Genomic DNA, 24369 nt, shown 5'->3' on the forward strand with positions numbered 1-24369 from the left:
TCTTGACTTAAGAAACTCGACGTACGTACCCTCACTGCATACCGAGGAGGCGATCATGTCACTGACGACCGATTCCGACGAGGACGACCGGCCGCTCCACGCCGTCCCGAACCCGGTCGCGGCCCCCGTTCCCGCTCCCGTGCGCGGGCCCTGGCCCGGTCCGATCGACCGGCACCGCGCCGAGGCCGCGGTGGGCGAACTGCTGGCCGCGCTCGGCCGCGACGCCGACGATCCGCAGCTCGCCGACACGCCCCGCCGCGTCGCCGCCGCCTACGCGGAGCTGCTCGACGCCGCCCCGCTCCGCCTCACCACCTTCCCGAACGACGAGGGCTACGACGAGCTCGTGCTCGTGCGGGACATCCCGTTCACGTCGCTCTGCGCGCACCACCTGCTGCCGTTCCGCGGGGTCGCGCACGTCGGCTACCTCCCCGGCGACCGGCTGCTCGGGCTGTCGAAGCTGGCCCGCGTCGTCGAGCACTTCGCCCGCGATTTGCAGCTCCAGGAGCGGCTGACCGTGCAGGTCGCCGACTGCCTGGTCGAACGGCTCGAGCCGCGCGGCGTCGGCGTCGTGCTCGAGGCCGAGCACCTCTGCATGGCGGTGCGCGGCGTGCGATCCGCCGGCGCGATCACCCGCACCACTCGCTTCACGGGCGAGCTCGCCGAGACGGGACGCGCCCGCTTCGCGGAATCGTGGGCCGACCGATGAACGGCCGCGGCACGATCGCCGACATCGTCATCGTGGGCGCGGCGCTCGCCGGCGCCACCGCCGCCAGGACCCTGCGCGACGAGGGCTACGACGGCCGCATCCGCCTCTTCGGCACCGAGCCGCATGCGCCCTACCTCCGCCCGCCGCTGTCGAAGGACTACCTCGCCGGCAGCGACGACCGCGCGAGCCTCGACGTGCTCGACCCCGCCTGGTACGCCGAGCACGACGTCGACCTGCACCTCGGCACCCGCATCGTCGACCTCGATCCGGCCGGCGAGGTGACCGCCGAGGACGGTGCGCGGTTCCGCTTCGACCGCGCCCTCCTCGCGACCGGCTCCGTGGCGCGCCGACTGCCCATCCCGGGCGTCGACCTCGACGGCGTCGTCTCGCTGCGCACGCTCGACGAGAGCGACCGGTTACGCGAGGAGCTGCGCGGCGGGGGCCGCAGGCTGGTGCTCATCGGCTCCGGCTGGATCGGCATGGAGGTCGCCGCGACCGCCCGCACCCTCGGCAACGACGTCGCCATCCTCGAACGCGACCCCATTCCGCTCGCCGCCGCGCTCGGCGACGAGTTCGGCCGGGTCTTCGCCCGCCGGCACGCCGACCACGGGGTGCGGATCCGCACGTCGATCGCGGTCGAGGCGATCGTCGGCGATGGGAGGCGGGCCACCGGCGTGCGGCTCGCGACCGGCACGGTCGTGCCCGCCGACCTGGTCGTCGTCGGCGTCGGCGCGATGCCGCGCATCGAGCTCGCCGAGCGGGCCGGCCTCGACACCGGCGACGGCGTGCTCGTCGATGCCGCGCTGCGCACCAGCGCGCCGAACGTCTTCGCGGCGGGCGACATCGCGAACGCCGTGCATCCGCGTATCGGCCGAAGGCTCCGCAGCGAGCACTGGGCGAACGCCATCGACGGCGGCACGACCGCGGCGCGGGCGATGCTCGGGCAAGCCGTCGCGCACGACGCGATCCCGTACTTCTACACCGACCAGTTCGACCTCGGCATGGAGTACGCCGGGTTCGCGCCGCTCACGCGCGACGCCCAGGTCGTCACCCGCGGCGACCCGGCGTCGGGCGAGTTCATCGCCTTCTGGCAGCGGGGCGGCCGGGTCGTGGCCGGCATGAACGTCAACGTGTGGGACGTCAACGACGACATCAAGGAGCTCGTCGCCGCGGGCGGCCCGGTGTCGCCGGACGCGCTGCGCGACCCCGACATCCCGCTGCGCATGCTCGAACGGGCGGCGGCATCATGAGCGCGACCGACGACCTCCGGGCGGCCGGCGTCGCCATCTGGCTCGACGACCTCTCCCGCGACGACCTCGTCTCGAGGCGGCTGGCCGACCTCGTCGCGACCCACGGCGTGACCGGCGTGACGACCAATCCGACGATCTTCGCCACGGCGCTCGCCGACCACCCCGACGCGTACGCGCCGCAGCTCGCGGCCGGGCGTGCGGCGTCGCGCAGCGCGTGCGAGACGGCCCTCGGGCTCGTCGCCGACGACGTGCGCGCCGCGTGCGACGTGCTCGCCCCGGTGCACGACGCCTCGGGCGGCGCCGACGGGTTCGTGTCGATCGAGGTGACCCCCGATGCCGCCCACGACGCCGACGCGACGCTCGCCGAGGTCCGCGAGCTCCGTGCCCTGGTCGACCGCCCGAACGTCCTCGTGAAGATCCCCTCCACCGATGCGGGCGTTCGCGCCCTCGAGGAGGCGACCGCCGAGGGCTTCAGCATCAACATGACGCTCCTGTTCGGCCTCGCCCGCTACCGCGAGGTGATGGCGGCCCACCGGCGCGGGCTCGACCGCGCGCGCGAGGCCGGCATCCCGCTGGCGGGCATCCGGTCGGTCGCGTCGTTCTTCGTGTCGCGCGTCGACGTCGAGGTCGACCGGCGGCTGGCCGAGGCATCCGGCGGCCGCGCCCACCCGCTGCGCGGACGCGCCGCGGTCGCGAACGCCCGGCTCGCGTACGCCGAGTTCGAGGCGTCGCTCGAGGATGCCCCGTGGCAGGCGCTCGCCGCCGCCGGGGCGCATCCCCAGCGCCCGCTGTGGGCCTCGCTCGGCGTGAAGGATCCCGGCATGCGCGCCACCCGCTACGTCGAGGACCTCGTCGCGCCGCACGTGGTGGAGACGATGCCGTCGAAGACGCTGCGGGCCGTGGAGGCCGAGGGGCGCATCCCGGCCGACGGCGTGCATCCCGGCCTGCGCGACGCGCGGGACGTCGTCGACGCGCTCGCGGCCGCGGGCGTCGACCTCGGCGATGTCGCGGCCACCCTCGAGCGGGCCGGCGTCGCGGCCTTCGGCGAGTCGTGGCAGCGGCTGCTCGAGGCGGCCGAGGCGGCCTGAGCTCCTTCGGGACGGAAACGGCGGCGGATGCCCCGAGCTCAGGCCGTGGGTCGGAAGATGCGCATGGGGCGCACGGTGACGTCACGCCAGACGTCGCCCGCGAGGTAGGGCTCGGCGTCGTACCAGGCCTGGAAGGCGGCCCGGTCGGCGAAGGCCACGTGCATCGAGGAGCCGATCATCCGGCCCTCCTCGTCGAGGATCGCGCCGCCGCTCAGCAGCTCGCCGCGGTCGGCGAGGCGCTGCGCTCCGGCGAGGTGCGCCTCGCGCACGGCGAGGCGGCGTGCGGGCGCCTCCTCGTCGGTGCCGTCGAACGCCGTGACGAGGTACTCCACCGGGCCTGTGCTCATGCGTCCAGCCTAGGAGCGGCGGAGGCCTCCGCGGCCTCGGCCGCAGCGGCGTTCGCGGGCGTCGCCGCGGGCGCCGGCCGGTGCTCCGCGCCCCACGATGCGAGCAACCGGAGCCGCTCGGCCGACGGCGACCCGGGCTCGGCGGAGTAGATCAGCATGACGTTGCCGGGTTCGGCGGTGAGTGCGAGCTCCTCGTAGGCGAGCACGAGCTCGCCGACGACGGGATGGTGGAACCGCTTCGTGCCGGCGCCGTGCGTTCGCACGTCGTGCGCCGCCCAGAGCCGCCGGAAGACCTCGCTGCGCGTCGACAGCTCGCCGACGAGGTCCTGCAGCCCGGTGTCGTGCGGGTCGCGGCCGGCCTCGGCGCGCATGATCGCGACGCACATCTCGGCGAAGCGGTCCCAGTCGGGGTAGAAGTCGCGGGCGGCCGGGTCGAGGAACTGGAAGCGGGCGAGGTTCGGCGTGCGCCCGCCGTCGCCGATCACCGGGGAGTAGAACGCGCGACCGAGGTCGTTCACGGCGAGCAGGTTCTGCCTCGGGTCGCGCACGAACGCGACCGCGTCGGTGATCGACGCGAGCGCCCACTGCAGGCTCGGGCGCGTGGCATCCGCCCTGCTGGGTCGTCGACGCGGGCGGCCGCTGGTGGGGATGCCGTCGGCGGCGCGGGCGAGGTCGAGCAGGTGCGCGCGCTCGGTGTCGTCGAGCTGGAGCGCCCGCGACACGGCGTCGAGGACCGAGGCGGATGCCCCGGCGATCGCGCCGCGCTCGAGCTTGGCGTAGTACTCGACGCTGACGCCGGCGAGCATCGCGACCTCGCCGCGGCGCAGGCCCGCGACGCGGCGGTTCGGGCCCGCGGTCAGCCCCGCCGCCTCGGGGGAGAGGCGGGCGCGGCGAGTCGTCAGGAACTCGCGGACCTCGGCTCGGTTGTCCATGCCGACAGGCTAGGCCGGTTCCCTCGCGCGAGGGGTGCCCTGCGAGTACACGTCCCAGCAGGAACTCCCGCGCCCGCGGGCGGCGGGCGACGCTGGATGCCATGACCCAGCCGAATCCGACGCCGACCGCCGCACGTGCGGCGGCGCGACCCCTGCTGCCGGCGCTCCTGCTGCTGCTCACGGTGTTCGGTCCGATCTCCATGGACCTCTACCTGCCGGCGCTTCCCGCCCTCACCGCGGAACTCGGCGCCGCGACCTCGGTCGCGCAACTCACCGTCACCGCCTGCCTCGTCGGCCTGGCGGCCGGACAGCTCGTCGCCGGCGCGCTGTCCGACCGGTACGGGCGACGGGGCATCCTCCTCATCGGGATCGTCGCCTACATCGGCACGTCGCTGCTCTGCGCGATCAGTCCCACCGTCGAGGTGCTGGTGCTCGCGCGGCTCGTGCAGGGCCTCGCGGGCGGCGTCGGGATCGTCATCGCCCAGGCAGCGGGCCGCGACGTGTTCAGCGGTGGAGCCCTCATCAGGTTCTACGGACGGCTCACGGTCATCGGCGGCTTCGCGGCGATCGTCGGGCCGCTGCTCGGCGGGCTGCTGAACACCGTCACCGACTGGCGGGGCCTGTTCGTCTTCCTCGCCGTCATCGGCGTCGGCATCCTCGTCGTCACCCTCGCCGTCTTCGCCGAGACCCTGCCCGTCGAGCGCCGCGCGACCGGCGGCTTCACGAGGACCCTGCGCGACGTGCGCACCCTCGTCTCCGACCGGACGTTCCTCGGCGCGATCCTCAACCAGGGCTTCCTGTACGCGGCCCTGTTCGCCTACCTCGCGGGCGCGACGTTCGTCCTCCAGGACATCTACGGGCTCTCGCCGCTCGGCTACGCGCTCGCGTTCGGCGCGAACTCGGCCGGGTTCATGCTGTTCGGCTACCTCTCGGGCCGGCTCGCGGAGCGCTGGAGCACGCGCGGAACGCTCGCCGTGGGGATCGCCGTCGCGGCCGCCGGCGCGATCGGGCTCCTCGTCGCCGGCCTCGTACCCGTGCCGTTGGCGGTCGTCGTCGTGTCCCTCTTCGCCCTCGCGAGCGGGGTGGCGATCACGTCGCCGTCCGCGACCACCATCGCCCTCGCCGGCTACCCGCAGGTCGCGGGCACCGCGTCGTCGCTGCTCGGCATGGTCCGGTTCGGGTTCGGCGGTGTGGCGGCCCCCCTCGTGGGCGTCGCCAGCGCGACGAGCATCCTCCCGCTCGGCGTCGTCACCGTGACCGCGTCGGTGCTCGCGGCGGCCGTCTTCCTCACCCTCATCCGGCCGCGCCGTCACGACGCGACCGGCCCGACCTCGACCGCGACCCGCCCGACGGCGGCCGCGGCCGCACCCACCAACCAGTAAGGAGCACCCACCATGCGTGGAGTCATCATGCACGCCCCCGGCGACGTCCGGGTCGAGGACCGCGAGCTGCCGACCATCGTCGAGCCGACCGACGCGATCATCCGCCTGGCCGCCACCTGCATCTGCGGGTCCGACCTCTGGCCGTACCGCGGCGCGGAGCACGTCGACCACACGCCGATGGGCCACGAGTACGTCGGCGTGGTCACCGAGGTCGGCGCCGCGGTGTCGGAAATCCGGGTCGGCGACTTCGTCGTCGGGTCGTTCTTCGCCTCCGACAACACCTGCGAGATCTGCCTGGCCGGCTACCAGACCCACTGCGTGCACCGGCAGCCGGGCGCCGCGACCGGCGGGCAGGCCGAGTACCTGCGGGTCCCGCTCGCCGACGGCACGCTCGTCGCCACCCCCGGGCAGCCCGACCCCGACCTCATCCCGTCGCTGCTCGCCGCATCCGACGTGCTCGGCACCGGCTGGTTCGCCGCCGTCGCCGCCGAGGTCGGTCCGGGCAAGACCGTCGCCGTCGTCGGCGACGGCGCCGTCGGACTCCTCGGCGTGCTCGCCGCCAAGCAGCTGGGCGCCGAGCGCATCATCGCGATGTCGCGGCACGCCGACCGCCAGGCGCTCGCCCGCCGGTTCGGCGCGACCGACATCGTCGAGGAGCGCGGCGCCGAGGGCGTCGCGCGGATCAAGGAGCTCACGGGCGGGCTCGGCGCGCACTCGACCATCGAGGCCGTCGGCACCCAGGAGTCGATGATGCAGGCCATCGAGGCGACCCGCGCCGGCGGGCACGTCGGCTACGTCGGCGTCTCGCACGACGTGTCGCTCGACGGGCAGCAGCTCTTCTTCTCGGGCGTGCACCTGCACGGCGGGCCCGCGCCGGTGCGCCGCTTCCTGCCCGACCTGATCCGGCGCATCTGGGACCGCGAGATCGACCCGGGCGCGGTCTTCGACCTCACCCTGCCGCTCGAGCAGGCGGCCGAGGGCTACCGCGCGATGGACGAGCGCCGCGCCATCAAGGTGCTGCTGACCACCGACTGAGCGAGGAGGATGCCGCCATGCACATCGAACCCACCCGACCCACCGTGAAGAACCCGCCGGAGCAGTTCGTCGGCGACGTCTGGGTCGACGTCGTCGCCGCTCCGAACGACGCCGACCAGCGCATGACCGTCGCCCTCGTGCGGTTCGCGCCCGGTGCGCGCACCGCGTGGCACAGCCATGCGCGCGGCCAGTACCTGCGCGTCACCGAGGGCGTCGCTCGGTTCGGCGACCGCGACGGCAACGTCATCGAGGTCCGCCCCGGCGAGACGCTCTACACGCCGCCCGGCCAGGACCACTGGCACGCGGCGGCCCCCGGCTGCTTCATGGAGCACCTCGCGATGCTCGAGGCGGCGGATGACCCGGCCGAGACCACGACCTGGAAGTCGCACATCACCGACGACGAGTACGAGGGGAGGACCCGCCCATGACCGGATGGACCGGAGGCCAGCGCGCGGTGGGCGACCTCGCCCCGGCGCTCGCGCACTACACCGACGCCGTGCTCTTCGACGAGGTGTGGGCGCGGCCCGAGCTGTCGCCCCGCGACCGCAGCCTCGTCACCGTGACCGCCCTCGTCACCCTCGGCGCCGTGGAGCAACTGGAGTTCCACCTCGCGTTCGCCCGCGACAACGGCGTCACCCAGGAGGAGCTCGTCGAGGCGATCACCCACCTTGCCTTCTACGTCGGCTGGCCGCGCGCGATGGCGGCGATCGGGGTGGCCCGGAAGGTGTTCGGCGGTCAGCCGGAGTCCTGAGCCGAGCGGGCCGGCCGAGTGGCGCAGGTCAGCCGGCGGCCGGGCAGTGCAGCTGCGTGCGCGGCCCGGAGCGGTCGATCTCGTGGTCGGCCATCAGCCGCCCGCAGAGCGGGCACTTCGGGTCGGCCGGCGGCACGTAGGGCGCCTCGGGTCGGCCGATGCCGACCTGGGCCGGGCCGGTGAACATGTAGACGATGCGGTTCAGCCGGTTGAAGAAGCCGGGCTTGCCGTCGAACGGGTTCATGGGGTCGAGGGCGCGCTTGGCCGCGCCGGGCGACACGGCGTCGGGGCCGTCGGAGGAAGTCTTTCGCGCCATAATCATTAGTATACTAACGATCATGACGACCGAGACCGCCGCAGACGACAGGGCCACCGAGCCCGCCGTCGACGCCCTGGCGCTCGACCGCCAGCTGTGCTTCGCGCTCGCGGCGGCATCCCGCTCGGTCATCGGGGTCTACAAGCCGATCCTCGAACCGATGGGGCTGACGCATCCGCAGTACCTCGTGATGCTCGCGCTCTGGGAGCGCGAGCCGCGCTCGCTGAGCGAGATCGCGAACCTGCTCCGGCTCGAGCCGGCGACCCTCTCGCCGATGGTGAAGCGGCTCGAGGCCGCGGGGCTCGTCGTGCGCGAGCGCTCCAGCCACGACGAGCGGCAGTTGGCGCTCCGACTCACGCCGTCGGGGCGCGCGCTCCGCGCGCAGGCCGAGCTCGTGCCGCCGCAGGTCGTCGCGGCGCTCGGCGTCGACGTCGAGGAGTTGATGGAGCTGCACGCCCGGCTCACCGCGATCCTCGAGCGCATCGCGCCGCTGGAGGAGCGCGCGGCCGGGTGAGGGTCGGCCCGGCTCGGCGGTTCAGCGGCTCGGCGGTTCAGCTGCTCAGGGTTCAGCTGCCCAGCGTCGGGAAGCTCCACTCGCCGTCGAGCACCTCGGGTCGCGGCCGGTAGAGCCGCACGAGGTAATTCCACCCCTCGGTGATCGGCAGCGCGTTCGGGACGTCGGCGGGGTAGTCGCCGAACCGCACGGTGATCGTGCCGTCGTCGTTGCGCACGCCGGTGATGTTGTTGATCGTGTACGCGCCGCGCTCATTCGGCTCGAAGAACCCCGCGGCGTTGTACACGGAGATCGACCAGAACCCGTCGACCGGCACCTCGCCGACCGTCAGCTCGTAGCGGCCGACCGGCAGCCGCGGGTCGACGCCGATGTAGCTCGCCTCGCTCGACGGCAGCCCGCCCCAGCCGGCCGCGGTGCCGATGAGGTGGCGCACGGGGTCGACCTCGTCCTTCGCGCCGAACGTGCGGTCGAAGCCGGTGAGGTTGCGTGCCAGGGCGAGGAGCGCGTCGCGGGTCTCGTCGAGGCTGGTCGTGTCGTAGTCGGGCATCGCGAACGGTTCGGATGCCCCGGCCTCGAGCTCGATCCGGTCCTGCAGCGCCGCGACCGCGGCCACGTCGGCCGGGTCGTTCGGGTCGACGAGGATCCGCACCGCGACGACCACGTGCGGGCTGCCGAACTGCTCGACCGTCAGTTCGTAGGCGCCGGCGTCGTGGAAGACGGCGTCGATGTAGTGGTGCTCGTTGACGACCATCGCCGAGAGGTAGCGGTCGCCGTGCTCGGGCAGGGTGAGCGTCGCGCCGGCGCTGAGATCGACCACGGCGAAGCTGTACAGCGTGTCGCGGTTCAGCCGGATCACCGTCTGCTTGTCGATCGCGGCGGGTTCTCGATTGTGGAGGAACCGGTTGACCCCTCCCGCGTTCGCCTGCAGGTCGTGCATCATCCGGTGCGTCTCAGCGAGCGCGAAGTCGTCGACGTTTACGAGGGTCCCCATGGCTTCGATCTTGGCAGCCGGTCGATCCGGATCCGGTGCGGACACGGCGGGCGGCCCGCAGGGGGATGGTGCTAGCGGGGGCCGCCGCCCCGGACGATCGGGACGCCGGCCTCGACGAGCTCGGCCACGGTCGCGTCGCCGGTCGCGTCGCCGGTCGCGTCGCCGGTCGCGGGGTCGACGATGACGCCCGCGACGGCGTCGAACGGGAGGACGTCGTAGCGGGAGGATGTCCCGAGCTTCTCGTCGCTGGCCAGCACGTACGTCTCGGCGGCCCGGGCCGCCAGGGCGCGCTTCATCGCGGCCTCCTCGGCGTCGCCCGTGGTGAGCCCGGCGGTCGGGTGGACGCCGGTGACGCCGAGGAAGCACAGGTCGGCGCTGATCCGGCCGGCGGCCTCGACCGCGGCGGCGCCGCAGGCCACGGCGGAGTGCTTGAACAGCTGCCCGCCGATCAGGAACACGTCGGCGTCGTGGTCGAGGAGGGCTGCGGCGATGGTCGGGCTGTGCGTGATGATCGTGCACCGGAAGCTCCTGGGCAGCGCGTCGACCATCGCGAGCGTCGTGGTGCCGCCGTCGAGGATGACGGTGGCGCCGGGCTCGATGAGGGCGACCGCGGCGGCGGCCACGCGGCGCTTGCTCTCCGGGGCGACGGCGGTGCGCGTCGCGTAGTCGGCCACGGCGGGGGAGGCCGGCAGGGCGCCCCCGTAGACCCGCACGGCCAGCCCCGCGGCATCCAGCTCGCGCAGGTCGCGGCGGATGCTGTCCTCCGACAGGCCGAGTTCGGCCGCAACGTCCTTCGCGACGATGCGCCCGTCGCGGCGGAGTCGTTCGAGGAGGAGGTCCTTGCGCGCGGCAGCCAGCATTCCGATTCCTTCCGGTTCTTGCACGATTCTGCCGTATGGTGGACGGCATGAGCAAGCCCATGATGATCCTGATCGCCGGCCCCTACGCCTCGGGAACCGGCGGCGACCCCGCCTTGATGGCGCAGAACCTGAAGCGACTCGAGGAGGCCGCCTGGCCGATCTTCCAGGCCGGCCACGTGCCGATGATCGGCGAGTGGGTGGCGCTGCCCGTGCTCTCGAGTGCGGGCGCAAGCGGCCCCGGCGACCCGCTCGCGGCCGACGTGATGTACCCCACCGCAGAACGGCTCCTCCAGCACTGCGATGCCGTGCTGCGCCTGCCCGGCGAGTCGCGCGGCGCCGACCAGGACGTCGCGATCGCCGAGGCCCGAGGCATCCCGGTCTACCGCTCGCTCGCGGAGGTGCCGGGCGCGGCCGTGGCCGGCTGACCACGTCACGACCCGAAGCTGAGACGCGGAATGGGGGATTGCTGACGCCGACGGACCGACCGAGAATGCTCCCATGATCGACCCGTGGAAGCCGACGTACTGCACGACGCCGTCGGACTGAGCGGACCTGAACCCGGTATCCCGAGCGGAGCAGGCCATGACGAACACGAAGGTATTCCGTGATGCGGGTGCGCTGACGATCACCGCGTTCCCGTTGTCGGACGTGGCGGGGTTCGTGATCCGGGCGGGCGAGACGGATCACGACGGACCGTTCCTCGGCACCGTCTTCCACGAGGCCGACGTGTGGTCGGCCTACGCGGCGCTCGCCACCGGGGCGGAGCCGTTCCGGATCGGCACCGACGCGGATCTCGACGCGCTCATCCGACGCGCCTTCCTGGAACAGGTGCGCTTCAGCCTCCCGACCGACGGACCGATCGGCTGACCGTCGTTCAAGTTTCCAGCGCCGCGAGCAGCGTCGCCTTGTCCATACGCGAGTAGCCCGTGATGCCCTTGCTCCTCGCCCGTTCGCGCAGTTCGCGGTAGTTGGCGGTCGCCGGCGTCGCCTCGCTCGCGGACGCGGACGCGGACGCGGCCTCGGGCGGAACGGGGATCGCCTCGACGGGCGGCTGTCGCCGGACGTTGGTGAACTCGGCGTCGGTCTCGTCAGCCAGTCGAAGCGCCTTGCGGGCCGACCGTTCGGCGTCCTTCAACTCCCGGCGGAGCCGCTCGGCCTTGCGCCGGGTCTTCTTGTCGAGCTTCCGCACCGCCAGCCGCGCGTCGTCGACCGCTGTCCGGGCCTTCGCGAGGGCCTTCGTGGCCGCCTTGATCGACTTCTTCGCCTTCTTCTTCTTCGACACCAACGACCCCCTTGGTCCTCGCCCCGGCCCCGCCGTAGGCGGCCACCATACGTCGGCCAAGCGGCCGCGCGGAGCGGGTTGACTTCGGTGCATCCGCCTGTGACCCCCGAGCGCGGCCCGCCGCCACCACCCCTTGAATTCGGCCATGACGCGCGTGATAATCCTGCTGATTGCTGGAGCGAGCGGTCACCTCACCGGTGAGGTGACCGCACCATGGATCGAGTGAAGCGAGAGAATCATGGGCGCTCTTCACATCACGGGTGTCGGCCCGATCGCCATCGACGACGAACTCCTCGACCACATCTTCACCGTGGTCATCGCCAAGCTCCGACGCAAGGAACCGGTCCTCCTGTCCTGGACCGACGACGCCGGGCAGGAGCAGTGGATCTTCCTCGGCGACCATGTCTCCGTCCGGGCCGAGTTCGACTCCACGGTTCGAGGCCCTCGGGATCGGATGTGGCTCGATCGCCTCATGGTCGCGGCGAACAGCAACTCCGGGCTTTCGGTGAGCGCCGCGATCGTCGACCGCGACAGCCGGCGCATACCGACCGATCACCGCACCGATCACCGCGTCCGCGCGCGATCGACCAGAGCACGCCCCGGGCGCCTCTCGGCCTGAACCGCGGTTCCGGGCGCGCGGCTCACACCGTCGCTAGCGTCACGACGCTCACCGGGTCCCGTAGATGAACGCTTCGGCGTGGGCGACCGCTTTCTGGAACGAGTCGTTGCGAAGCGTGACCGCCCGGTCGCCGGCCCGTGCATCCCCAGATGACGATTCGATGTAGTTGGCCAGGCCGGGCGGCCGCAGCACCCAGATGTCTCCGTGAGGGGGCAGGTAGAACACCGCGAACGAGCGCGCGGAGGGGTCGTCCTCCCAGACGGGCACGACCGCGATGGCGGCGCCCGTATCGACGTTGATCCACTGGGCGCGAGGACGCGGCTGGTCCGCGTCGTACACGCTGGGATCGAGGAACGGCGCGGTGCCTGCGCCCCACTTCTCCTCGAACCGCTCATGGAAGACCGGGAAGATCGTGTGATCGTACCGGCGCCAGCCCTTTCGCTTCACGTCTCATCTCCTCCGTGCAGGGAGCCCACTGGGTAGTGGGCCTCATGGGTGTTCGAACGCCGAATGCAACGCCGGAGCCCGCTCCGTGCGTGCGTGGAGCGGGCTCCTTGCGTGGCGCTGTCGTCAGCTCGAGGCGTTCGCGGTGACTTCGCGCTCGGAGTTCGGCGCGCTCTGCACCTCGACCTTGCGTGGCTTGGCGCGCTCGCTCACCGGGATGACGACGCTCAGCACGCCGTTGTCGTAGTGGGCGCTGATCCCAGTGGTGTCCAGCCCGTCGCCGAGCGTGAGCTGGCGAAGGAACGAACCGCTGGGTCGTTCGTGCGCGAGCCACTGCACGTCGCTACCGGACCGCAACGTGCGCTCCGCGCGGACCGTGAGCAACTGCCCGTCGACGTCGACGTCGATCGAACCCGGGTCGACGCCCGGCAGGTCCGCGGAGAGCACGTAGTGGTCGCCATCGCGGTGCAGGTCGATGGGCATCACCCGAGGCCCCTGCCTCGAGTCGAGCATGCCCGCAGCGAGGCGGTCGAGGTCACGGAACGGGTCCCAGTACATGGCCATGGCTTCTCCTCCCTGTTGTCGGCCGTTTCGGCCGGTCGCAAGAGTTGAGCGTACTTCGCTCAACTAGGGCCAGATTAGCACTCTCGGCCGGAGAGTGCCAAGAGGGGTCGGCCCCGCGGCGGAGCATCCGCGGCTCAGCGCAGGGATGGAGGAGATCCGCCATGGGCGCTGCAAGTACACCACCGGCCCGGCCGTCTCAGACACGCATTGCGGCCGTCCGCAACCCCTCCTCCCACCGCGGACTCGGCGAATAGCGTCGACAGCGGAAGAGAGGATGTGCCGTGAACCCGACACCCGACACCGCCCCGCTCGGAACCGTCCTCGGCTGGCTCGAGCTCTTCGGCCTCGCCGTCGCGCTCGTGCTCGTCGTCAACTGGGTCGTCGACTTCGACGAGCCATCCGAATGGGTGCCGCTGGCCTCTGCCGCGATCGTCGTGTCGGTCGTCGCCCTCGCCGACGTCATCCGGCGCCGCATTCGCCCGCGGCCAGGCCTTTCTGCCGCGCTCTGACTCCCGCGGCCCGGGGGCCTCAGTAGACGAACGGCTCCGCCGACTCCGTCGCGGGATGATCGAGCCCCGTCCCCGGCAGGATCGTCGTGACGTGCGGCGAGAACGATCGCACCTCGCCGCGACGGACCGCCAAACCGTACTCGGTGAGCAGGTCGCGGAAGGCGTGCGAGTCGAGGACGCTCGTCAGGCACCAGATGATCGCCTCATCCGTTCCGGCCTTCGGGTCGCCGCCGACGGTGACGTGGTCGAGGAGGAGATCCTCGTGCTCGACCTCGACGCCGAGCCGGACCTGCAGCTCCCGGGTAGTGAAGCCGTCCATGACTCGAACGCTGCCACGAAACGAGCGATGCCGTCAGACCCGCGAACGGGTGTGGTCGAGGCCTCCCTCGGGCGGCGCCGGGCGCCAATGGCGGGCCGTCGCTCCGGACTCCACACGCCTGGGTGGTTCGGGCCGCCCCCGACCGCACACGGGGGTCTGCCTGATTCCCTCCCGCTCGGCCGCACCGGAGCATCGAGGGGTGAACACCTCCCCACGCCCGACGAACCACCGTCTCGGGCTCCCCCTGCTCGCGATCATCGGGCTGGGTGCCCTCGCCGCGGTGCGCGGCGTGCTCCACGACGTGAACGTCATCCAGGAGGGGCAACTCATCAACCTGGCCTTCGTGTTCGTGCCCCTCGTCGTGTGGGTCGTGGTCGCCGTCGCGTGGTCCACCCGGCCGTTCCTCTCGCTGCTCGCGGCCGGGGGCGTCTACGGCGTGCTGCTCGGGATCACCCACATCGCCCTCTGGGACGTGAACATCGCCACCTCGGGCATCGAAGCGCCGGCACTCGGCGGCAACCTCGAAGGCGTGCTGGCTCCCTGGCTCGAAGCAGTGGTGCTGCGCGGGGCCTCCGCGATGAGCAGCATCGTCGTCGGCCTCGTCGTCGGCGCGCTGTGCGGATTGCTCGCCTGGCTGATCCGTCGGGCCTGGGCCGGAGTGCGTGCGGCGCGCGCCTGAACGCCCAGGCGCGGAACGGGACCCGAGATAATGGACAGATGTCCTCCGTCGAACCCCGCTCGAATCCAACTGCCTGGGCCGCGTTCTGGTTCGCGCTGGCCGGCCTCGTGCTCATGCCCATTCCGCTGTTCATCGGGCTGATCCTCGGCGGCGGCCTTTCCATCGTTGCCGCGATCCTCGCCGTGATCGCCCTGCTCAAGGGTCTTGCGCGCAGCGGCACGGGCATCGCGCCGGTCGTGTTCGCCGCCATCTTCATCGCGCTCACCTGGGGTGGCATCTCGGTCGGTGGCGGCACGATCTGGTAGTCCCTCCTCGTGCTCGGTGGCGTCGTCACGGGCATCGTGGTCGCGTCGGCCGAGCAGGTTCTGCCAGACTCGGCGCAGGGGGGCGACGATGGGCCTGCTGGACGACGAAGTTCCGTCTGCGTCGCGGACGATGTCGAGGCGGTCGATGCTGCGAAGGTCCGCCGACCTGGCTGCCATCGTGGCCACCGGCGCGGTGGTGGCTGGATGCACCGCCGAGGGCACGGATGCCTCGAGCCAGACACTGAGCACTGGCCCGACGGTTGCATCGTCGCCCGGTGCGTCCGACGCCCTCTTCGCCGAACTCGACGCCAAGATCCAGTCGGCGATGGAGGAGTACGCGGTGCCCGGCGTCGCGGTGGCGGTCCTGCACGACGGGAACGAGCATGTGCGCGGCTTCGGGATCGCCAGCGTCGACGCCCCGGTGCCGGTCGACGAGCACTCGTTGTTCCGCATCGGATCGACGACCAAGACGTTCACCGGGACCGCGATGATGCGCCTGGTCGATGCGGGCAAGGTGGACCTCGACCGGCCCGTGCGCACCTATGTGCCGGAGTTCACCGTCGCCGACCCCGACGTGGCGGCCGCCGTGACCGTGCGGCACCTGTTGAACCACACCGCCGGCTGGTTCGGCGACGACCTCGAGGACTTCGGGCGGGGTGACGACGCGATCGAGCGCTACGTGGCGAGCATGGCGGGCCTTCCCCAGCTGACGCCGCTCGGGTCCACGTTCTTCTACAACAACGCGGCAGTCGTGCTCGCGGGCCGGGTGGTGGAGAGGGTGAACGGAACGACCTTCGAGCAAGCCATGCAGGAACTCGTGCTCGACCCGTTGGGCCTCGACCAGACCCGGTTCTTCACCGACGACCTCGTCGGGCACACGTTCACCGGCGCGCACGACGTGGTCGAGGGCAAGGCGGTTCTGGATCCGTCGTTTTGGTATGTCCCGAGGTCGCTCAACCCGACCGGCGCCCTCATCTCGAGCGCTCGCGATCAACTGAACTACCTGCGCTTCCACCTGGGCGACGGCACCGCGCCCGATGGGCGTCGCATCCTCAGCCCCGGTTCGTTCGACGCGATGCACTCGCATCCGGGCCCGGGGGAACGATCTTCATCGAGATCGACGGGTACGCGGTCAGCTTCCGGCTGCGGCCGACCGCCGAGGGGGTCCGTGTCGTGCAGCACGGCGGCGATTGGCCCGGGCAGCACAGCGGGTTCCGCTTCGTTCCCGAACGCAATTTCGGCATCGCCATGCTCACGAACTCCGAGGACGGCCCGAAGCTCCTGAGCACCTTCTTCCAGGACGACTGGGCGTTGTCGCGGTTCGCCGGCGTCCACAACTTACCGGCCGATCCCGAGACCAGAACCGCTGCGCAGCTGGCCCCCTACGAAGGTCGGTACGACCTCGCCGAGATCGGGCCCGACGGCACCACGGCGAGGGTGACGCTCGAGTTCACCGCCGAAGGCGGCCGGCTGCGCATCCGCCCACTCAATCCGGATGGCACGGTGTCCGACGCAGCACCGCCCGAGTACGTGGACTTCACCCGCGACGACCATGTGGTCGGCGCGACCCCGCTCTCGCCCCGCTCCGACTTCGTGCGCGGCCCGAGCGGGGAGGTCGCCTGGTACCGCACCAGCGGCCGGTTGCTCCCCAAGGTCGGCTAGCTCCCGAGTCGCCCGCGGAGCCTCCGCGTGTGCAGATCGCTGAACCCGGGGCGGGAATTCAGGGCGGGTCCGACCGGCATCGAGATCCGGTGACCTTTCGATTTTCAGTGAGCCTGGGCGGTTTTCGCTCAATTTCTATGGTTGCGATATCGCGCTGATCAGGGATTATTCGAAACGGTCGCAGTTGGTTTCAGATGGTTTTCGCGCATTTAATGGCACATTAATGGCACAGATTTCGGGGAGCGCTGTCGTGAATCTGGGCCGGTGCGACGGAGTACTCGACCAGAGCACGGAGGCTTGATGGCCAGCCTTCTGAATTATGGTGACGCGCTCTCGTGACTGCGCCCCGCGTGCTCGACGAAGCGAACCCTGATTGGGCCGCTCTTCGCGCGAACGCGTTGCCTGCTGGCTCGGACGGATGCTTGCTTTTGCGTGTCGCGCCTGAGCGTTCCTTCGAGCATGCACGCGGGCGTCGTTCGCAACGCATTCGTGGGTAGTCTGAACGTTCATGGGTGGCATGGAAAGGCTCCTCGAAGAGATCGAGGCGCGTGGCTGGTCGGGCGTCGAGAAGACAGTCTGCTCTGAGTGTGTGACGGACTACGCCTTGAAAGCGGCGGTCCGCGAAGGGGGCGGGCTAACGCCATGTGATTACTGCAACGCCGCGCCAGTTCCGCCTGAGGCGAGTGCACCCGTCGACCTCATTCTCGACTTGATCGTCGACGGCTTCCGGTCTGAGTACGAGGATCCGGTTGAGCAGGTGGCGTACTCCTCCGCGGACGGCGGATACCAAATGGGTCTTTACGACGTTGGGGACCTGCTCATGAACCATGAGGTCACGGAGGACGAAAGCCTCTTCTCAGACCTCGTGGCGGCGATCGAGCAGGATGCCTGGGTTCAGCGAGACCCGTATGCGGCATCCCCGAAGGACGCGCTTCGCTGGGGATGGCAGGCCTTCCGCAAGTACGTGAAGCATCGCCGCAGGTACACCTTCCTCGTGCGAGACACCTCGCCCTTCTACGGTGCGGGAGACATCTCAATGGACGAGATGCCCGCTGCTCTCGCGGACGCCGTGGAGACGGCCGGACAGATTCGTGTGCTCAAAGCAGGTACTACGTGGTGGCGGGTTCGTGTGCACTCTTCAGGAGAGCAACACCAGACAGCGGCGGCGCTTGGATCACCGCCCGATGAACGGGCGAAAGACAACCGCATGACCCCGAAGGGCATGGGTGCCTTCTATGGCGCATCTACCCCGCAAGGCGCGCAAGCCGAAGTCGCTGGCTACGCAGAGCCCACAGATGAAGGAACCATCGGGGAGTTCGAGCTTCTTCGCAACATCACCGTCGTCGACCTGACCACCGTCGACGATGTGCCCTCCCTCTACGACAGTTCGCGCCGTCATGAAAGAGCGCCGATCGCATTCATGCGCGGGTTCGTGAAGGACGTTACTCGGATTGCCGACCCGAGCGATCACCAGAATCTCGACTACATCCCAACTCAGATCGTCGCCGAGTATCTCCGATACGAGCTCGCGGGCGTTGCCGGACCCGTCGTGGGCGTCCTCTGGCGCTCTTCCAAAGATCCCGCTGTCGAGAACTGCGTCATCTTCGCGACCAACGAGGAAATGTCAGATGCTGGAGCGAGCGGTCCTGAATCGCTCCTCGAACTCCGCCCGACTTCGGTCCGGCGGATCCCTGCGCCCCTCGGCAAGGCCTAGCCGCACCAAGGGAAGCCGTTCTCGGCCCCGGTGCGGCGCACGCGACCGACCCCGCCGCCCTCGGAACAAACGTGCATCTGCCGCGTGGTGGGGCGCTCCGCAGTGGGAGCGTGGTCACGCTCCGCGGTAATGTTACTTCAAGCGCTTTGCCTGCAGCAGTTGGACCGCGAGCGCGATGTTCACCTCGTCGAGAGGCTGGGCTCGCGGGACAATTGCATTCGTCACCCCGTTTGTGACATATGGACCGAAACGGCCGTCCTTGAGGACGATCTGTTCGCCAGTGGCGGGGTCCAGCCCAAGCGTTCGAACCGTATAGGACAGCGGGTTCTGCTGGCGATTCGCTATCTCGTTCGCAGCAGAGGACTGTCTGGCTTCCCCAGTGAGATTCCAGCGTTCGCGAGATCGATACTTGGCGTTGCCGAATTGCGCGATCCGCTTCTTCATCCACACGCCGTCTCCGGTATTCGCGAGGACGAGCTCATGATGACGCAATCGTGAGGTTAACTCCCGGGCTGCAGCTTCCTCTTCCGACGTGAAGCCACCACCGCGTTCCGCGGCGTTGGATAGCACCGCTAGTTGCAGCAGATACTGTTCGAACTTCTGGCGGCGGAAGAGCACCGTGCGTTCCTCGGCCGTCAAAAGGTCGGGTGCGGGTTCAGATGGTGGAGTTGCGGGCGCGTGCGCAGGCGCCGACATTGTGTTCGCACTGAGCGGCGTCCGACTTCCACCCAGGGAGTGAGATTCCCGAGCACGCGCTCGATCGCTTGCCCGCTGGCGAACAACCAAGTAGACGATGACTGCTGCGACGAGCAGGATTAGTACGACCCAGCCCCCGAACCCGCCGCCCGTGGCCGCGTCACTCGGGTCGATGTTGTCCCATTGATTCGGATCGTCTGGCGGCATTGCCTTCGTTCCCTCGCCTTGGCTTTGCGTCGATGCTGGGGCCAGCGTTCTATAGTGCGCCGCTATAGAGGTCTGCGGTAGACCGTCTTCGGGGGTGGGGCGGGGCAATGCGCGGTGTCGCCGGCGTCTCCGGAGCTTGGCAAGACTCAGACCGATTGATCACAATGCTCTCCGAATCCAGCAACATGTTCACGGGAGTTCTCATCGGCTTAGCTTTGCCTCTGGTGTCCTCCTAAGACCGGTGCCAGGCGTGAGGCCCCACGCAGAATCACGCGCCGCTGCCGTGGACTGCGCGAGCCCCCGATCGGCGCGATCTCGTTCCATCGCAGCGATGAGCTGTTCGCGCCCTTCAATCATCTCGGCCGCCACGAGGTGCAACCGGTTGGAGCTTCTTCCACGTGCCATCCCCACGTAAACGCTGGCCGCACTCATCGCATCGCCGACAATCGTGTGGGACTCGTCCACGGTCATGCCCTGCACCCCATGCGCTGTCGCGGCGTACGCGAGATGCGTGTGCTCGGCGACGTACTCGGCTGGCAGCCGCACGGATCGCGGCCGATGGCCAGCGGCCCGCGCTGTCGCCCACATCGCCCCATCCTCGTCCACCCTCTGAACGACCCACACCTGCCGATTCGCCACCCGCAGGCCCGAGTCGTTCCGCCGCGTCTGAATCACATCGCCGCATCCGATGCTCAGCCCATCGCTCCCGATCACCGTGCGCACGTCATCGACATCGCCAGCCCGCACCCGCACCTCGCGAATCCGCGCGTTCAGCTCGCGCGCCTCGTCGTTCGTCGCAACGGTCATCGCGCACCCCTCACGCCACTCGCGCGCAAGCGCCTCGAGCTGGGCATCCGGGCTCTCATGAATCGCAACGAGACCGAGCGCGCGCAGCCGATCGAAGACCGCCTCCGGATGATCCCCGCGCCGCATCTGCACAGTGAGCGCGGCATACTCGGGGTCGACGAATCGGTGCACGGCCGTTATCTGATGCACGCGGGGGAGTAGCTTCGCGGCCATGTCGAGCACGCCGCCGCGGCCGACCGCGGCGAGCTGGGCGCGGTCGCCGACGAACGCAACGGTGGCGAGATTCTCGGCGGCAACGGTCAGCAGTGCGAGGGCGGTGTCCTGGTCGAGCATGCCCACCTCGTCGACGACGATTCGCTCGCCGCGGCGCAGTCGAGCGGATGCCGCGGGGCCGACGTACGCGGCATCCGTATCAGGGTCGTGGTCGCCGACGGCGAGCCGCGTCCACACGCCGTCGCGATTCCACCGCCACCCGTGCTCGTGCACGAGCTTGGCGACGCTGTCGGCCGCAACCCCGAGCTCCTGGTGCGCGACGTCGGCTGCCTTCTTCGTCGGCGTGACCACGCGCGTCTTGCGACCCTGCATCGCCGCCGCTTTGATCGCAGCGGCGAGCATCGTCGTCTTGCCCGCGCCGGCCGCACCCTCCACGACGACGAGCGATTGAGCGGATGCCACGGCCGCGGCCGCGCGCACCTGTGCCGGGTCGAGCCGGAGTCGCTGCGCAATGCGCGACAGATCCGGTGTGCGCTGCTGCGGCCGCTCGGCACGGGCCGTGAGCAGATCGCGCAGCCGAGTCTCGACCGCGATGACGTGCACGCTCGTGAGGTGCGCGACGTGCTCAGGATGCGGCCAATCGGGTGGCAGCACCGAAAGGCAGTTCGCTTCGGCGAGCTCAGTGACGAGCGCAACGAACTCGCGCAGCGACGTCGGGTCGCCCCGCACGCCGGCTTCGGTGACGAGGTGCGACACGTGCTCCTGGATGTCGTGCACCGTCCACGTCGACGCGGCGGCCGCGCAGCGATTGACGGCGCGGGACGCGACAGTCTGCACGCTCAGCTCATCGAGCGCGACGGCCCGTTGCGCACGCACGCGTTCGAGATCAGGTCGATAGCCGGATGCCTCGAGCTCGCGTCGCCATGCATCCTCGCTGTCGAGCTGGGTCGGCTTCTTGTGCGGCCGCTCGTGATCCCACGCCATCGCGGTCAGTCGCGACATCGCGGCGGGCCCGGGTTCTTGATCCGGATGTTCCGCACGCCACTCCTTCTCGAAGCGCGCCAGGTTGCGCGTGACCTGCTCGGCACGCTTGCTCATCGCCGCGTTGAACGGCTTCAGTTCGGTGACCTCGGCCGTCACCGGATGGAGCGTGAGGCCATGCGCATCGAGCGTGGCCGCGAGCCGCGGGTGCGCCGCGATCACCGCCGTGCCGAGCGCGCGGATCGCGCCTTGCTGCCGGAACAGCGCCGCGGTGTCGAGACCTCGCCACGCGGCATCCGCCCACACCCGCGTGCCGATCTGGAAGTGGATGTGCCGGTGCGGGTCGCCTGCCCGCGAGGTCTTGTGCGAGACCGCGACCGTCTCGAGCTGCTCGGCCGGCACCACCCGCTGCGCACCGCGCGGGCCGACACGCGTGACTGAGTGCTGGCCGAGCCAGGCCCGGATCTCGGCGACCGCGTCGCGCTGCGCCGCATCGAGGGCATCGGATACCTCGGGGTGTAGCGCCGCGGCGATCGACAGCGACTTCGGCGCGTTCACGACCATCTCCGCAAACCGCGGCGATCCATGGCGAGCATCGCCGGCGTGGCGGTGCGTGCCCATCGACTCGCCGGTGAGCGGGTTGATCCAGTCGACCCACTGGGCGTACTGGTCGGGAGTGAGTGCGCCCTCGCCGATCAGGTCGCCGTTGCCGTCGACGACGGAGAACTCGGCCAGCGCCGTGCCCCCCTCGAGGTAGTAGTCGTCGGCGCGGGAGCGATCGGACTCGAGATACCGGCGCGCGTCGGCCCCAGACCCCCGGTACAGGATCACTCCACCTCGCATTGCCTTCCTCCGAGCTCGCTCAGGTTCTTGCAACTACCTACGGTAGCATACGTCCATTCAGTTTGGGCTGATCGAGCTGGACTTGGAAAACGGGTGAGGGCTCTCGGCGTGTACGTGCTTGGTGTCGCGCGAACACGCCAAGATGAGCAGGTGAACGGAACATCTCTCGTCGGCTACGCGATTCTCCGCGCAAACTTCGATTCGGGTCGCCCGAACTATCTGGACAACTTCCTTGAGTTCGCGGTCGACGCTGTGCGGATCTCTCACCCTGTTCCGGCCGCTCCGGAGGCAGTCAGTAGTCGGATCGAGGACAAGTTCGGCATCACGATTCCAACGCTCGTGGCGCGCAACATTCTTAGGCGGGCTCAACGCCTCGGTCGCCTTGACGAAGCTGGCAATGGCGCATTCGTGTGCTCCAAGTCTGAGATGTCGACCGGGCGCTCCGTTTCCGCGGACTTTGACAAGTTCATTCGGCAAGAGAACCAGGTCGCTGACCGACTAATTGACTATGCGGATGCCTCGGGGCTCGCGGCTCGTGGAACGCTGAATCGCGAACAAGCTGCGGCGCTGATCGGCGCCTACATGGATTCACACGCCCTTCCGCTGCTTCGGAACGCGGTGCAGGGCGCGACCCCACCGAGGCGTCTCGACCCTGGCGAGAACTATCTCGTCTCTTGTTTCGTGGCCGAGGCGCACGAAAGCGACGATGATCTCTTCAATCGGCTAGTCGAGATTGCAAAGGGCGCGACCCTCGCTGCGGTGCTTCGAATGGACGTATCGTCTCTGCAAGCCTCGCTGAAAAGCCTGACAATCTACTTCGATGCGCCTCTTCTCATCGACTTGCTCGGCCATCACGGTGAGACTGCACAGTCCGCCAGTCGAGATCTGCTCGCACTAGCTCGGGGCCTTGGAGCGAGAACCGCCGCGTTCTCGCATACCGTTCGGGAGGCCAAGTCGATCTTGGCAGCAGCTCAGGCACAGCTTCGAACTGGCCAGCGAGTCAGCGAGACGTTTCGCGCTGCGGTCTACTTCCTTGAAGGGGGAATGAGTCCTTCCGACGTCGAGATCGCGATCCAACGCTTCGATGATGAGCTGGACGGTCTCGGGATTGAGGAGCGCGAAAAACCCGATACGTATCATGCCTACGGTCTGGACGAGTCGCTCCTCCAAGACAACATCAGAAAGGCAATTCACTACGTAAACGAGGCGGCCTTGCGGTACGACGTCGACAGCGTCTCAGCAGTCCATCGGTTGCGACAAGGACGCCCTGGCGAAACGCTCGAGCGTGCAAGGACCATCTTCGTTACGTCAAATCATGACCTCGTCATGGCGGCCAATAGGTCGCGCGAGGATGCGCACGAATACCCGCTCGCTCTCCTGGAGTCCACCCTTGCCTCACTTCTGTGGGTGCGTAGCCCGACGTTGGCGGATTCTCTCCCGGCGAAAAAGGTCGCCGCGACTGCGTGGGCAGGAATGCAGCCGGATCCCGCGAGATGGAGCCAGTACCTCGCCGAAGTAGAACGACTCGAGGAGAGGGGTTCGTTGAGTCGTGACGATGCAGTTCTCCTGCGATTGTCCTCGGAGTCGAAGCGTGAGCTCATGCGTGAAGCGAACGGTGAGCCCGATCAATTCGCGGCTGTTCCACCGAGCAAACTGGTCGAACTAGTCAAGGAATCGTTGGCGGAACCCCTACGCGAGCAAGTGAAGGCGCTTCAAGCGGAGGCTCAAGCGGTCGCCGATGCCAGCACCTCTTCGATCGCCGCGGCCCAGGAAGACGCCACCAGCGAACGCGAGACCAATCGAGTCTTGCGAGAGCGGCTGGAAGCAGCCGAGGCCGCGAGTCGGTCTACGCAGGTCGAAGACCGGGAGCGACGAGTACGTCTGTGGCGAAAGGCTGGGCGCGATGTAAATCGCGCCATGATCATTGCCTTGTGGGTTGTCGGCGTTCTTACTCTCGCCTTGGGGCTATTCCCCGTCATTGCTCCAAACATTCAAATGGAACTGCCAGCCCCGTGGGCGGCGATCCTTACCATTGGGGGCGGGGCGGTCATCGTCGTGGGGCTACTAACTCAAGTAGTCGGTGGCAGCTTGCGCGAGTGGCTCTCAGCGCTACAGAAGCCACTTGCCCTCTGGTTGCACACCCGACGCCTTGACAAGTTGGGAATGACGGTTGGTCACGAGGTCGAAGTAACGGCTGAACCGGAGTTGGCCGCCGCGCCTACTTCCTAGTTTGTTGGTCCATGCTCCGACTAGGAACTGGTCGGCCGCCGTGATATGGACGCGCGCAGATTACGCAGATTCCGTATGTACCGGCGCTGCGTGAGCAGTCACAAACCGACCTGCCGAGCTCTCA

The 24369-nt window shown here is 69.4% G+C and carries 29 protein-coding genes; 18 read left to right on the top strand and 11 right to left on the bottom strand.

Features of this window, described 5'->3' with window-relative positions; translation table 11 throughout:
- The first annotated feature begins 55 nt into the window (after nt 1-55).
- Genes folE through tal form a run of 3 tightly spaced genes read left to right on the top strand, consistent with a single transcriptional unit; the run spans nt 56 to nt 3044 of the window.
- A complete protein-coding gene (gene folE / locus ACGGZK_RS07745) occupies nt 56-706 on the top strand; it encodes a GTP cyclohydrolase I (protein ID WP_395245696.1) in 651 nt (216 codons plus the stop codon).
- A complete protein-coding gene (locus ACGGZK_RS07750; protein WP_395245697.1) occupies nt 703-1956 on the top strand; it encodes an NAD(P)/FAD-dependent oxidoreductase in 1254 nt (417 codons plus the stop codon). Before folE ends, ACGGZK_RS07750 begins: the two co-directional genes overlap by 4 nt.
- Nucleotides 1953-3044 carry a transaldolase gene (gene tal, locus ACGGZK_RS07755; RefSeq protein WP_395245698.1) on the top strand — a complete coding sequence of 364 codons (1092 nt, stop codon included), beginning with the start codon at nt 1953-1955 and terminating at the stop codon, nt 3042-3044. Before ACGGZK_RS07750 ends, tal begins: the two co-directional genes overlap by 4 nt.
- Nucleotides 3045-3082: 38 nt before the next feature.
- Here the strand turns inward: tal and ACGGZK_RS07760 are convergent, their stop codons facing one another.
- A complete protein-coding gene (locus ACGGZK_RS07760; protein ID WP_395245699.1) occupies nt 3083-3391 on the bottom strand; it encodes a YciI family protein in 309 nt (102 codons plus the stop codon).
- Nucleotides 3388-4323: a helix-turn-helix transcriptional regulator gene (locus ACGGZK_RS07765; protein WP_395245700.1), complete on the bottom strand. Its 936-nt coding sequence runs from the start codon at nt 4321-4323 to the stop codon at nt 3388-3390. Before ACGGZK_RS07765 ends, ACGGZK_RS07760 begins: the two co-directional genes overlap by 4 nt.
- Nucleotides 4324-4424: 101 nt before the next feature.
- Here ACGGZK_RS07765 and ACGGZK_RS07770 point away from each other — a divergent pair, with 101 nt between their 5' ends.
- The 4 genes from ACGGZK_RS07770 to ACGGZK_RS07785 are packed head-to-tail and all read left to right on the top strand — an operon-like array spanning nt 4425 to nt 7491.
- A complete protein-coding gene (locus tag ACGGZK_RS07770) occupies nt 4425-5705 on the top strand; it encodes a multidrug effflux MFS transporter (protein ID WP_395245701.1) in 1281 nt (426 codons plus the stop codon).
- Nucleotides 5706-5717: 12 nt separating this feature from the next.
- Nucleotides 5718-6740 (top strand): zinc-dependent alcohol dehydrogenase family protein, encoded by a 1023-nt coding sequence (locus ACGGZK_RS07775; protein WP_395245702.1) that lies wholly within the window; start codon nt 5718-5720, stop codon nt 6738-6740.
- Between the two features lie 17 nt (nt 6741-6757).
- Complete coding sequence (locus ACGGZK_RS07780; protein ID WP_395245703.1) at nt 6758-7168, top strand: cupin domain-containing protein; 411 nt, start codon at nt 6758-6760, stop codon at nt 7166-7168.
- On the top strand, nt 7165-7491 hold the full coding sequence (locus ACGGZK_RS07785; protein WP_395245704.1) for a carboxymuconolactone decarboxylase family protein: 327 nt from the start codon (nt 7165-7167) through the stop codon (nt 7489-7491). Before ACGGZK_RS07780 ends, ACGGZK_RS07785 begins: the two co-directional genes overlap by 4 nt.
- Nucleotides 7492-7519: 28 nt before the next feature.
- Here the strand turns inward: ACGGZK_RS07785 and ACGGZK_RS07790 are convergent, their stop codons facing one another.
- Nucleotides 7520-7807: a hypothetical protein gene (locus ACGGZK_RS07790; RefSeq protein ID WP_395245705.1), complete on the bottom strand. Its 288-nt coding sequence runs from the start codon at nt 7805-7807 to the stop codon at nt 7520-7522.
- 22 nt (nt 7808-7829) lie between these two features.
- Between ACGGZK_RS07790 and ACGGZK_RS07795 the strand changes: the two genes are divergently transcribed.
- Nucleotides 7830-8321, top strand: a complete 492-nt coding sequence (locus ACGGZK_RS07795; RefSeq protein ID WP_395245706.1) for a MarR family winged helix-turn-helix transcriptional regulator — start codon at nt 7830-7832, stop codon at nt 8319-8321.
- A 52-nt stretch (nt 8322-8373) separates the two neighbouring features.
- Here ACGGZK_RS07795 and ACGGZK_RS07800 read toward each other — a convergent pair whose 3' ends face one another.
- Nucleotides 8374-9312: a DUF1254 domain-containing protein gene (locus tag ACGGZK_RS07800; protein ID WP_395245707.1), complete on the bottom strand. Its 939-nt coding sequence runs from the start codon at nt 9310-9312 to the stop codon at nt 8374-8376.
- A 71-nt stretch (nt 9313-9383) separates the two neighbouring features.
- The gene (locus ACGGZK_RS07805) at nt 9384-10172 is read right to left on the bottom strand and encodes a DeoR/GlpR family DNA-binding transcription regulator (protein WP_395245708.1); all 789 of its coding nucleotides are present in this window, start codon (nt 10170-10172) and stop codon (nt 9384-9386) included.
- A 47-nt stretch (nt 10173-10219) separates the two neighbouring features.
- Between ACGGZK_RS07805 and ACGGZK_RS07810 the strand changes: the two genes are divergently transcribed.
- Nucleotides 10220-10597, top strand: coding sequence for a DUF4406 domain-containing protein (locus ACGGZK_RS07810; RefSeq protein WP_395245709.1), 378 nt, complete (start codon nt 10220-10222; stop codon nt 10595-10597).
- 157 nt (nt 10598-10754) lie between these two features.
- Nucleotides 10755-11039 (top strand): hypothetical protein, encoded by a 285-nt coding sequence (locus ACGGZK_RS07815; protein ID WP_395245710.1) that lies wholly within the window; start codon nt 10755-10757, stop codon nt 11037-11039.
- Between the two features lie 7 nt (nt 11040-11046).
- Here ACGGZK_RS07815 and ACGGZK_RS07820 read toward each other — a convergent pair whose 3' ends face one another.
- Entirely contained in the window at nt 11047-11454 is a 408-nt protein-coding gene (locus ACGGZK_RS07820) for a hypothetical protein (RefSeq protein ID WP_395245711.1), read from the bottom strand.
- 238 nt (nt 11455-11692) lie between these two features.
- On the opposite strand from ACGGZK_RS07820, the gene ACGGZK_RS07825 reads away from it, so the two are divergent.
- The gene (locus ACGGZK_RS07825; RefSeq protein ID WP_395245712.1) at nt 11693-12073 is read left to right on the top strand and encodes a hypothetical protein; all 381 of its coding nucleotides are present in this window, start codon (nt 11693-11695) and stop codon (nt 12071-12073) included.
- Nucleotides 12074-12121: 48 nt separating this feature from the next.
- Here ACGGZK_RS07825 and ACGGZK_RS07830 read toward each other — a convergent pair whose 3' ends face one another.
- Nucleotides 12122-12520, bottom strand: a complete 399-nt coding sequence (locus ACGGZK_RS07830) for a hypothetical protein (protein ID WP_395245713.1) — start codon at nt 12518-12520, stop codon at nt 12122-12124.
- Between the two features lie 123 nt (nt 12521-12643).
- Nucleotides 12644-13081 carry an Hsp20/alpha crystallin family protein gene (locus ACGGZK_RS07835; protein ID WP_395245714.1) on the bottom strand — a complete coding sequence of 146 codons (438 nt, stop codon included), beginning with the start codon at nt 13079-13081 and terminating at the stop codon, nt 12644-12646.
- Nucleotides 13082-13362: 281 nt separating this feature from the next.
- Between ACGGZK_RS07835 and ACGGZK_RS07840 the strand changes: the two genes are divergently transcribed.
- Nucleotides 13363-13590, top strand: coding sequence for a hypothetical protein (locus ACGGZK_RS07840; RefSeq protein WP_395245715.1), 228 nt, complete (start codon nt 13363-13365; stop codon nt 13588-13590).
- 19 nt (nt 13591-13609) lie between these two features.
- Here ACGGZK_RS07840 and ACGGZK_RS07845 read toward each other — a convergent pair whose 3' ends face one another.
- Nucleotides 13610-13909, bottom strand: a complete 300-nt coding sequence (locus tag ACGGZK_RS07845; protein ID WP_395245716.1) for a hypothetical protein — start codon at nt 13907-13909, stop codon at nt 13610-13612.
- Nucleotides 13910-14108: 199 nt separating this feature from the next.
- On the opposite strand from ACGGZK_RS07845, the gene ACGGZK_RS07850 reads away from it, so the two are divergent.
- The 5 genes from ACGGZK_RS07850 to ACGGZK_RS07870 all read left to right on the top strand — a co-directional run bounded on the left by ACGGZK_RS07850 (nt 14109) and on the right by ACGGZK_RS07870 (nt 18269).
- Nucleotides 14109-14588 (top strand): hypothetical protein, encoded by a 480-nt coding sequence (locus ACGGZK_RS07850; RefSeq protein ID WP_395245717.1) that lies wholly within the window; start codon nt 14109-14111, stop codon nt 14586-14588.
- Nucleotides 14589-14626: 38 nt separating this feature from the next.
- On the top strand, nt 14627-14893 hold the full coding sequence (locus tag ACGGZK_RS07855; RefSeq protein WP_395245718.1) for a hypothetical protein: 267 nt from the start codon (nt 14627-14629) through the stop codon (nt 14891-14893).
- Between the two features lie 88 nt (nt 14894-14981).
- Complete coding sequence (locus tag ACGGZK_RS07860) at nt 14982-16178, top strand: serine hydrolase (RefSeq protein ID WP_395245719.1); 1197 nt, start codon at nt 14982-14984, stop codon at nt 16176-16178.
- The gene (locus ACGGZK_RS07865) at nt 16142-16555 is read left to right on the top strand and encodes a hypothetical protein (protein ID WP_395245720.1); all 414 of its coding nucleotides are present in this window, start codon (nt 16142-16144) and stop codon (nt 16553-16555) included. Before ACGGZK_RS07860 ends, ACGGZK_RS07865 begins: the two co-directional genes overlap by 37 nt.
- A 508-nt stretch (nt 16556-17063) precedes the next feature.
- Entirely contained in the window at nt 17064-18269 is a 1206-nt protein-coding gene (locus ACGGZK_RS07870; RefSeq protein ID WP_395245721.1) for a HEPN-associated N-terminal domain-containing protein, read from the top strand.
- A 132-nt stretch (nt 18270-18401) separates the two neighbouring features.
- Here ACGGZK_RS07870 and ACGGZK_RS07875 read toward each other — a convergent pair whose 3' ends face one another.
- Complete coding sequence (locus ACGGZK_RS07875) at nt 18402-18887, bottom strand: topoisomerase C-terminal repeat-containing protein (protein ID WP_395245722.1); 486 nt, start codon at nt 18885-18887, stop codon at nt 18402-18404.
- A gap of 486 nt (nt 18888-19373) precedes the next feature.
- The gene (mobF, locus tag ACGGZK_RS07880) at nt 19374-22004 is read right to left on the bottom strand and encodes a MobF family relaxase (RefSeq protein ID WP_395245723.1); all 2631 of its coding nucleotides are present in this window, start codon (nt 22002-22004) and stop codon (nt 19374-19376) included.
- A 162-nt stretch (nt 22005-22166) separates the two neighbouring features.
- On the opposite strand from mobF, the gene ACGGZK_RS07885 reads away from it, so the two are divergent.
- A complete protein-coding gene (locus ACGGZK_RS07885) occupies nt 22167-24245 on the top strand; it encodes a hypothetical protein (protein ID WP_395245724.1) in 2079 nt (692 codons plus the stop codon).
- Nucleotides 24246-24369 lie beyond the last annotated feature (124 nt).

Source organism: Agromyces sp. MMS24-K17 (assembly GCF_043950245.1).
GTDB lineage: Bacteria > Actinomycetota > Actinomycetes > Actinomycetales > Microbacteriaceae > Agromyces.

Coding starts and splice junctions, on each gene's coding strand:
- ACGGZK_RS07765 (WP_395245700.1), bottom strand. CDS start 4,323: ATGGACAACCGAGCCGAGGTCCGCGAGTTCCTGACGACTCGCCGCGCC.
- ACGGZK_RS07845 (WP_395245716.1), bottom strand. CDS start 13,909: ATGGACGGCTTCACTACCCGGGAGCTGCAGGTCCGGCTCGGCGTCGAG.
- ACGGZK_RS07815 (WP_395245710.1), top strand. CDS start 10,755: ATGACGAACACGAAGGTATTCCGTGATGCGGGTGCGCTGACGATCACC.
- ACGGZK_RS07805 (WP_395245708.1), bottom strand. CDS start 10,172: ATGCTGGCTGCCGCGCGCAAGGACCTCCTCCTCGAACGACTCCGCCGC.
- ACGGZK_RS07810 (WP_395245709.1), top strand. CDS start 10,220: ATGAGCAAGCCCATGATGATCCTGATCGCCGGCCCCTACGCCTCGGGA.
- ACGGZK_RS07780 (WP_395245703.1), top strand. CDS start 6,758: ATGCACATCGAACCCACCCGACCCACCGTGAAGAACCCGCCGGAGCAG.
- ACGGZK_RS07870 (WP_395245721.1), top strand. CDS start 17,064: ATGGGTGGCATGGAAAGGCTCCTCGAAGAGATCGAGGCGCGTGGCTGG.
- tal (WP_395245698.1), top strand. CDS start 1,953: ATGAGCGCGACCGACGACCTCCGGGCGGCCGGCGTCGCCATCTGGCTC.
- ACGGZK_RS07800 (WP_395245707.1), bottom strand. CDS start 9,312: ATGGGGACCCTCGTAAACGTCGACGACTTCGCGCTCGCTGAGACGCAC.
- ACGGZK_RS07775 (WP_395245702.1), top strand. CDS start 5,718: ATGCGTGGAGTCATCATGCACGCCCCCGGCGACGTCCGGGTCGAGGAC.
- ACGGZK_RS07790 (WP_395245705.1), bottom strand. CDS start 7,807: ATGGCGCGAAAGACTTCCTCCGACGGCCCCGACGCCGTGTCGCCCGGC.
- ACGGZK_RS07770 (WP_395245701.1), top strand. CDS start 4,425: ATGACCCAGCCGAATCCGACGCCGACCGCCGCACGTGCGGCGGCGCGA.
- ACGGZK_RS07795 (WP_395245706.1), top strand. CDS start 7,830: ATGACGACCGAGACCGCCGCAGACGACAGGGCCACCGAGCCCGCCGTC.
- ACGGZK_RS07825 (WP_395245712.1), top strand. CDS start 11,693: ATGGGCGCTCTTCACATCACGGGTGTCGGCCCGATCGCCATCGACGAC.
- folE (WP_395245696.1), top strand. CDS start 56: ATGTCACTGACGACCGATTCCGACGAGGACGACCGGCCGCTCCACGCC.
- ACGGZK_RS07860 (WP_395245719.1), top strand. CDS start 14,982: ATGGGCCTGCTGGACGACGAAGTTCCGTCTGCGTCGCGGACGATGTCG.
- ACGGZK_RS07865 (WP_395245720.1), top strand. CDS start 16,142: ATGCTCACGAACTCCGAGGACGGCCCGAAGCTCCTGAGCACCTTCTTC.
- ACGGZK_RS07760 (WP_395245699.1), bottom strand. CDS start 3,391: ATGAGCACAGGCCCGGTGGAGTACCTCGTCACGGCGTTCGACGGCACC.
- ACGGZK_RS07835 (WP_395245714.1), bottom strand. CDS start 13,081: ATGGCCATGTACTGGGACCCGTTCCGTGACCTCGACCGCCTCGCTGCG.
- ACGGZK_RS07750 (WP_395245697.1), top strand. CDS start 703: ATGAACGGCCGCGGCACGATCGCCGACATCGTCATCGTGGGCGCGGCG.
- ACGGZK_RS07785 (WP_395245704.1), top strand. CDS start 7,165: ATGACCGGATGGACCGGAGGCCAGCGCGCGGTGGGCGACCTCGCCCCG.
- ACGGZK_RS07855 (WP_395245718.1), top strand. CDS start 14,627: ATGTCCTCCGTCGAACCCCGCTCGAATCCAACTGCCTGGGCCGCGTTC.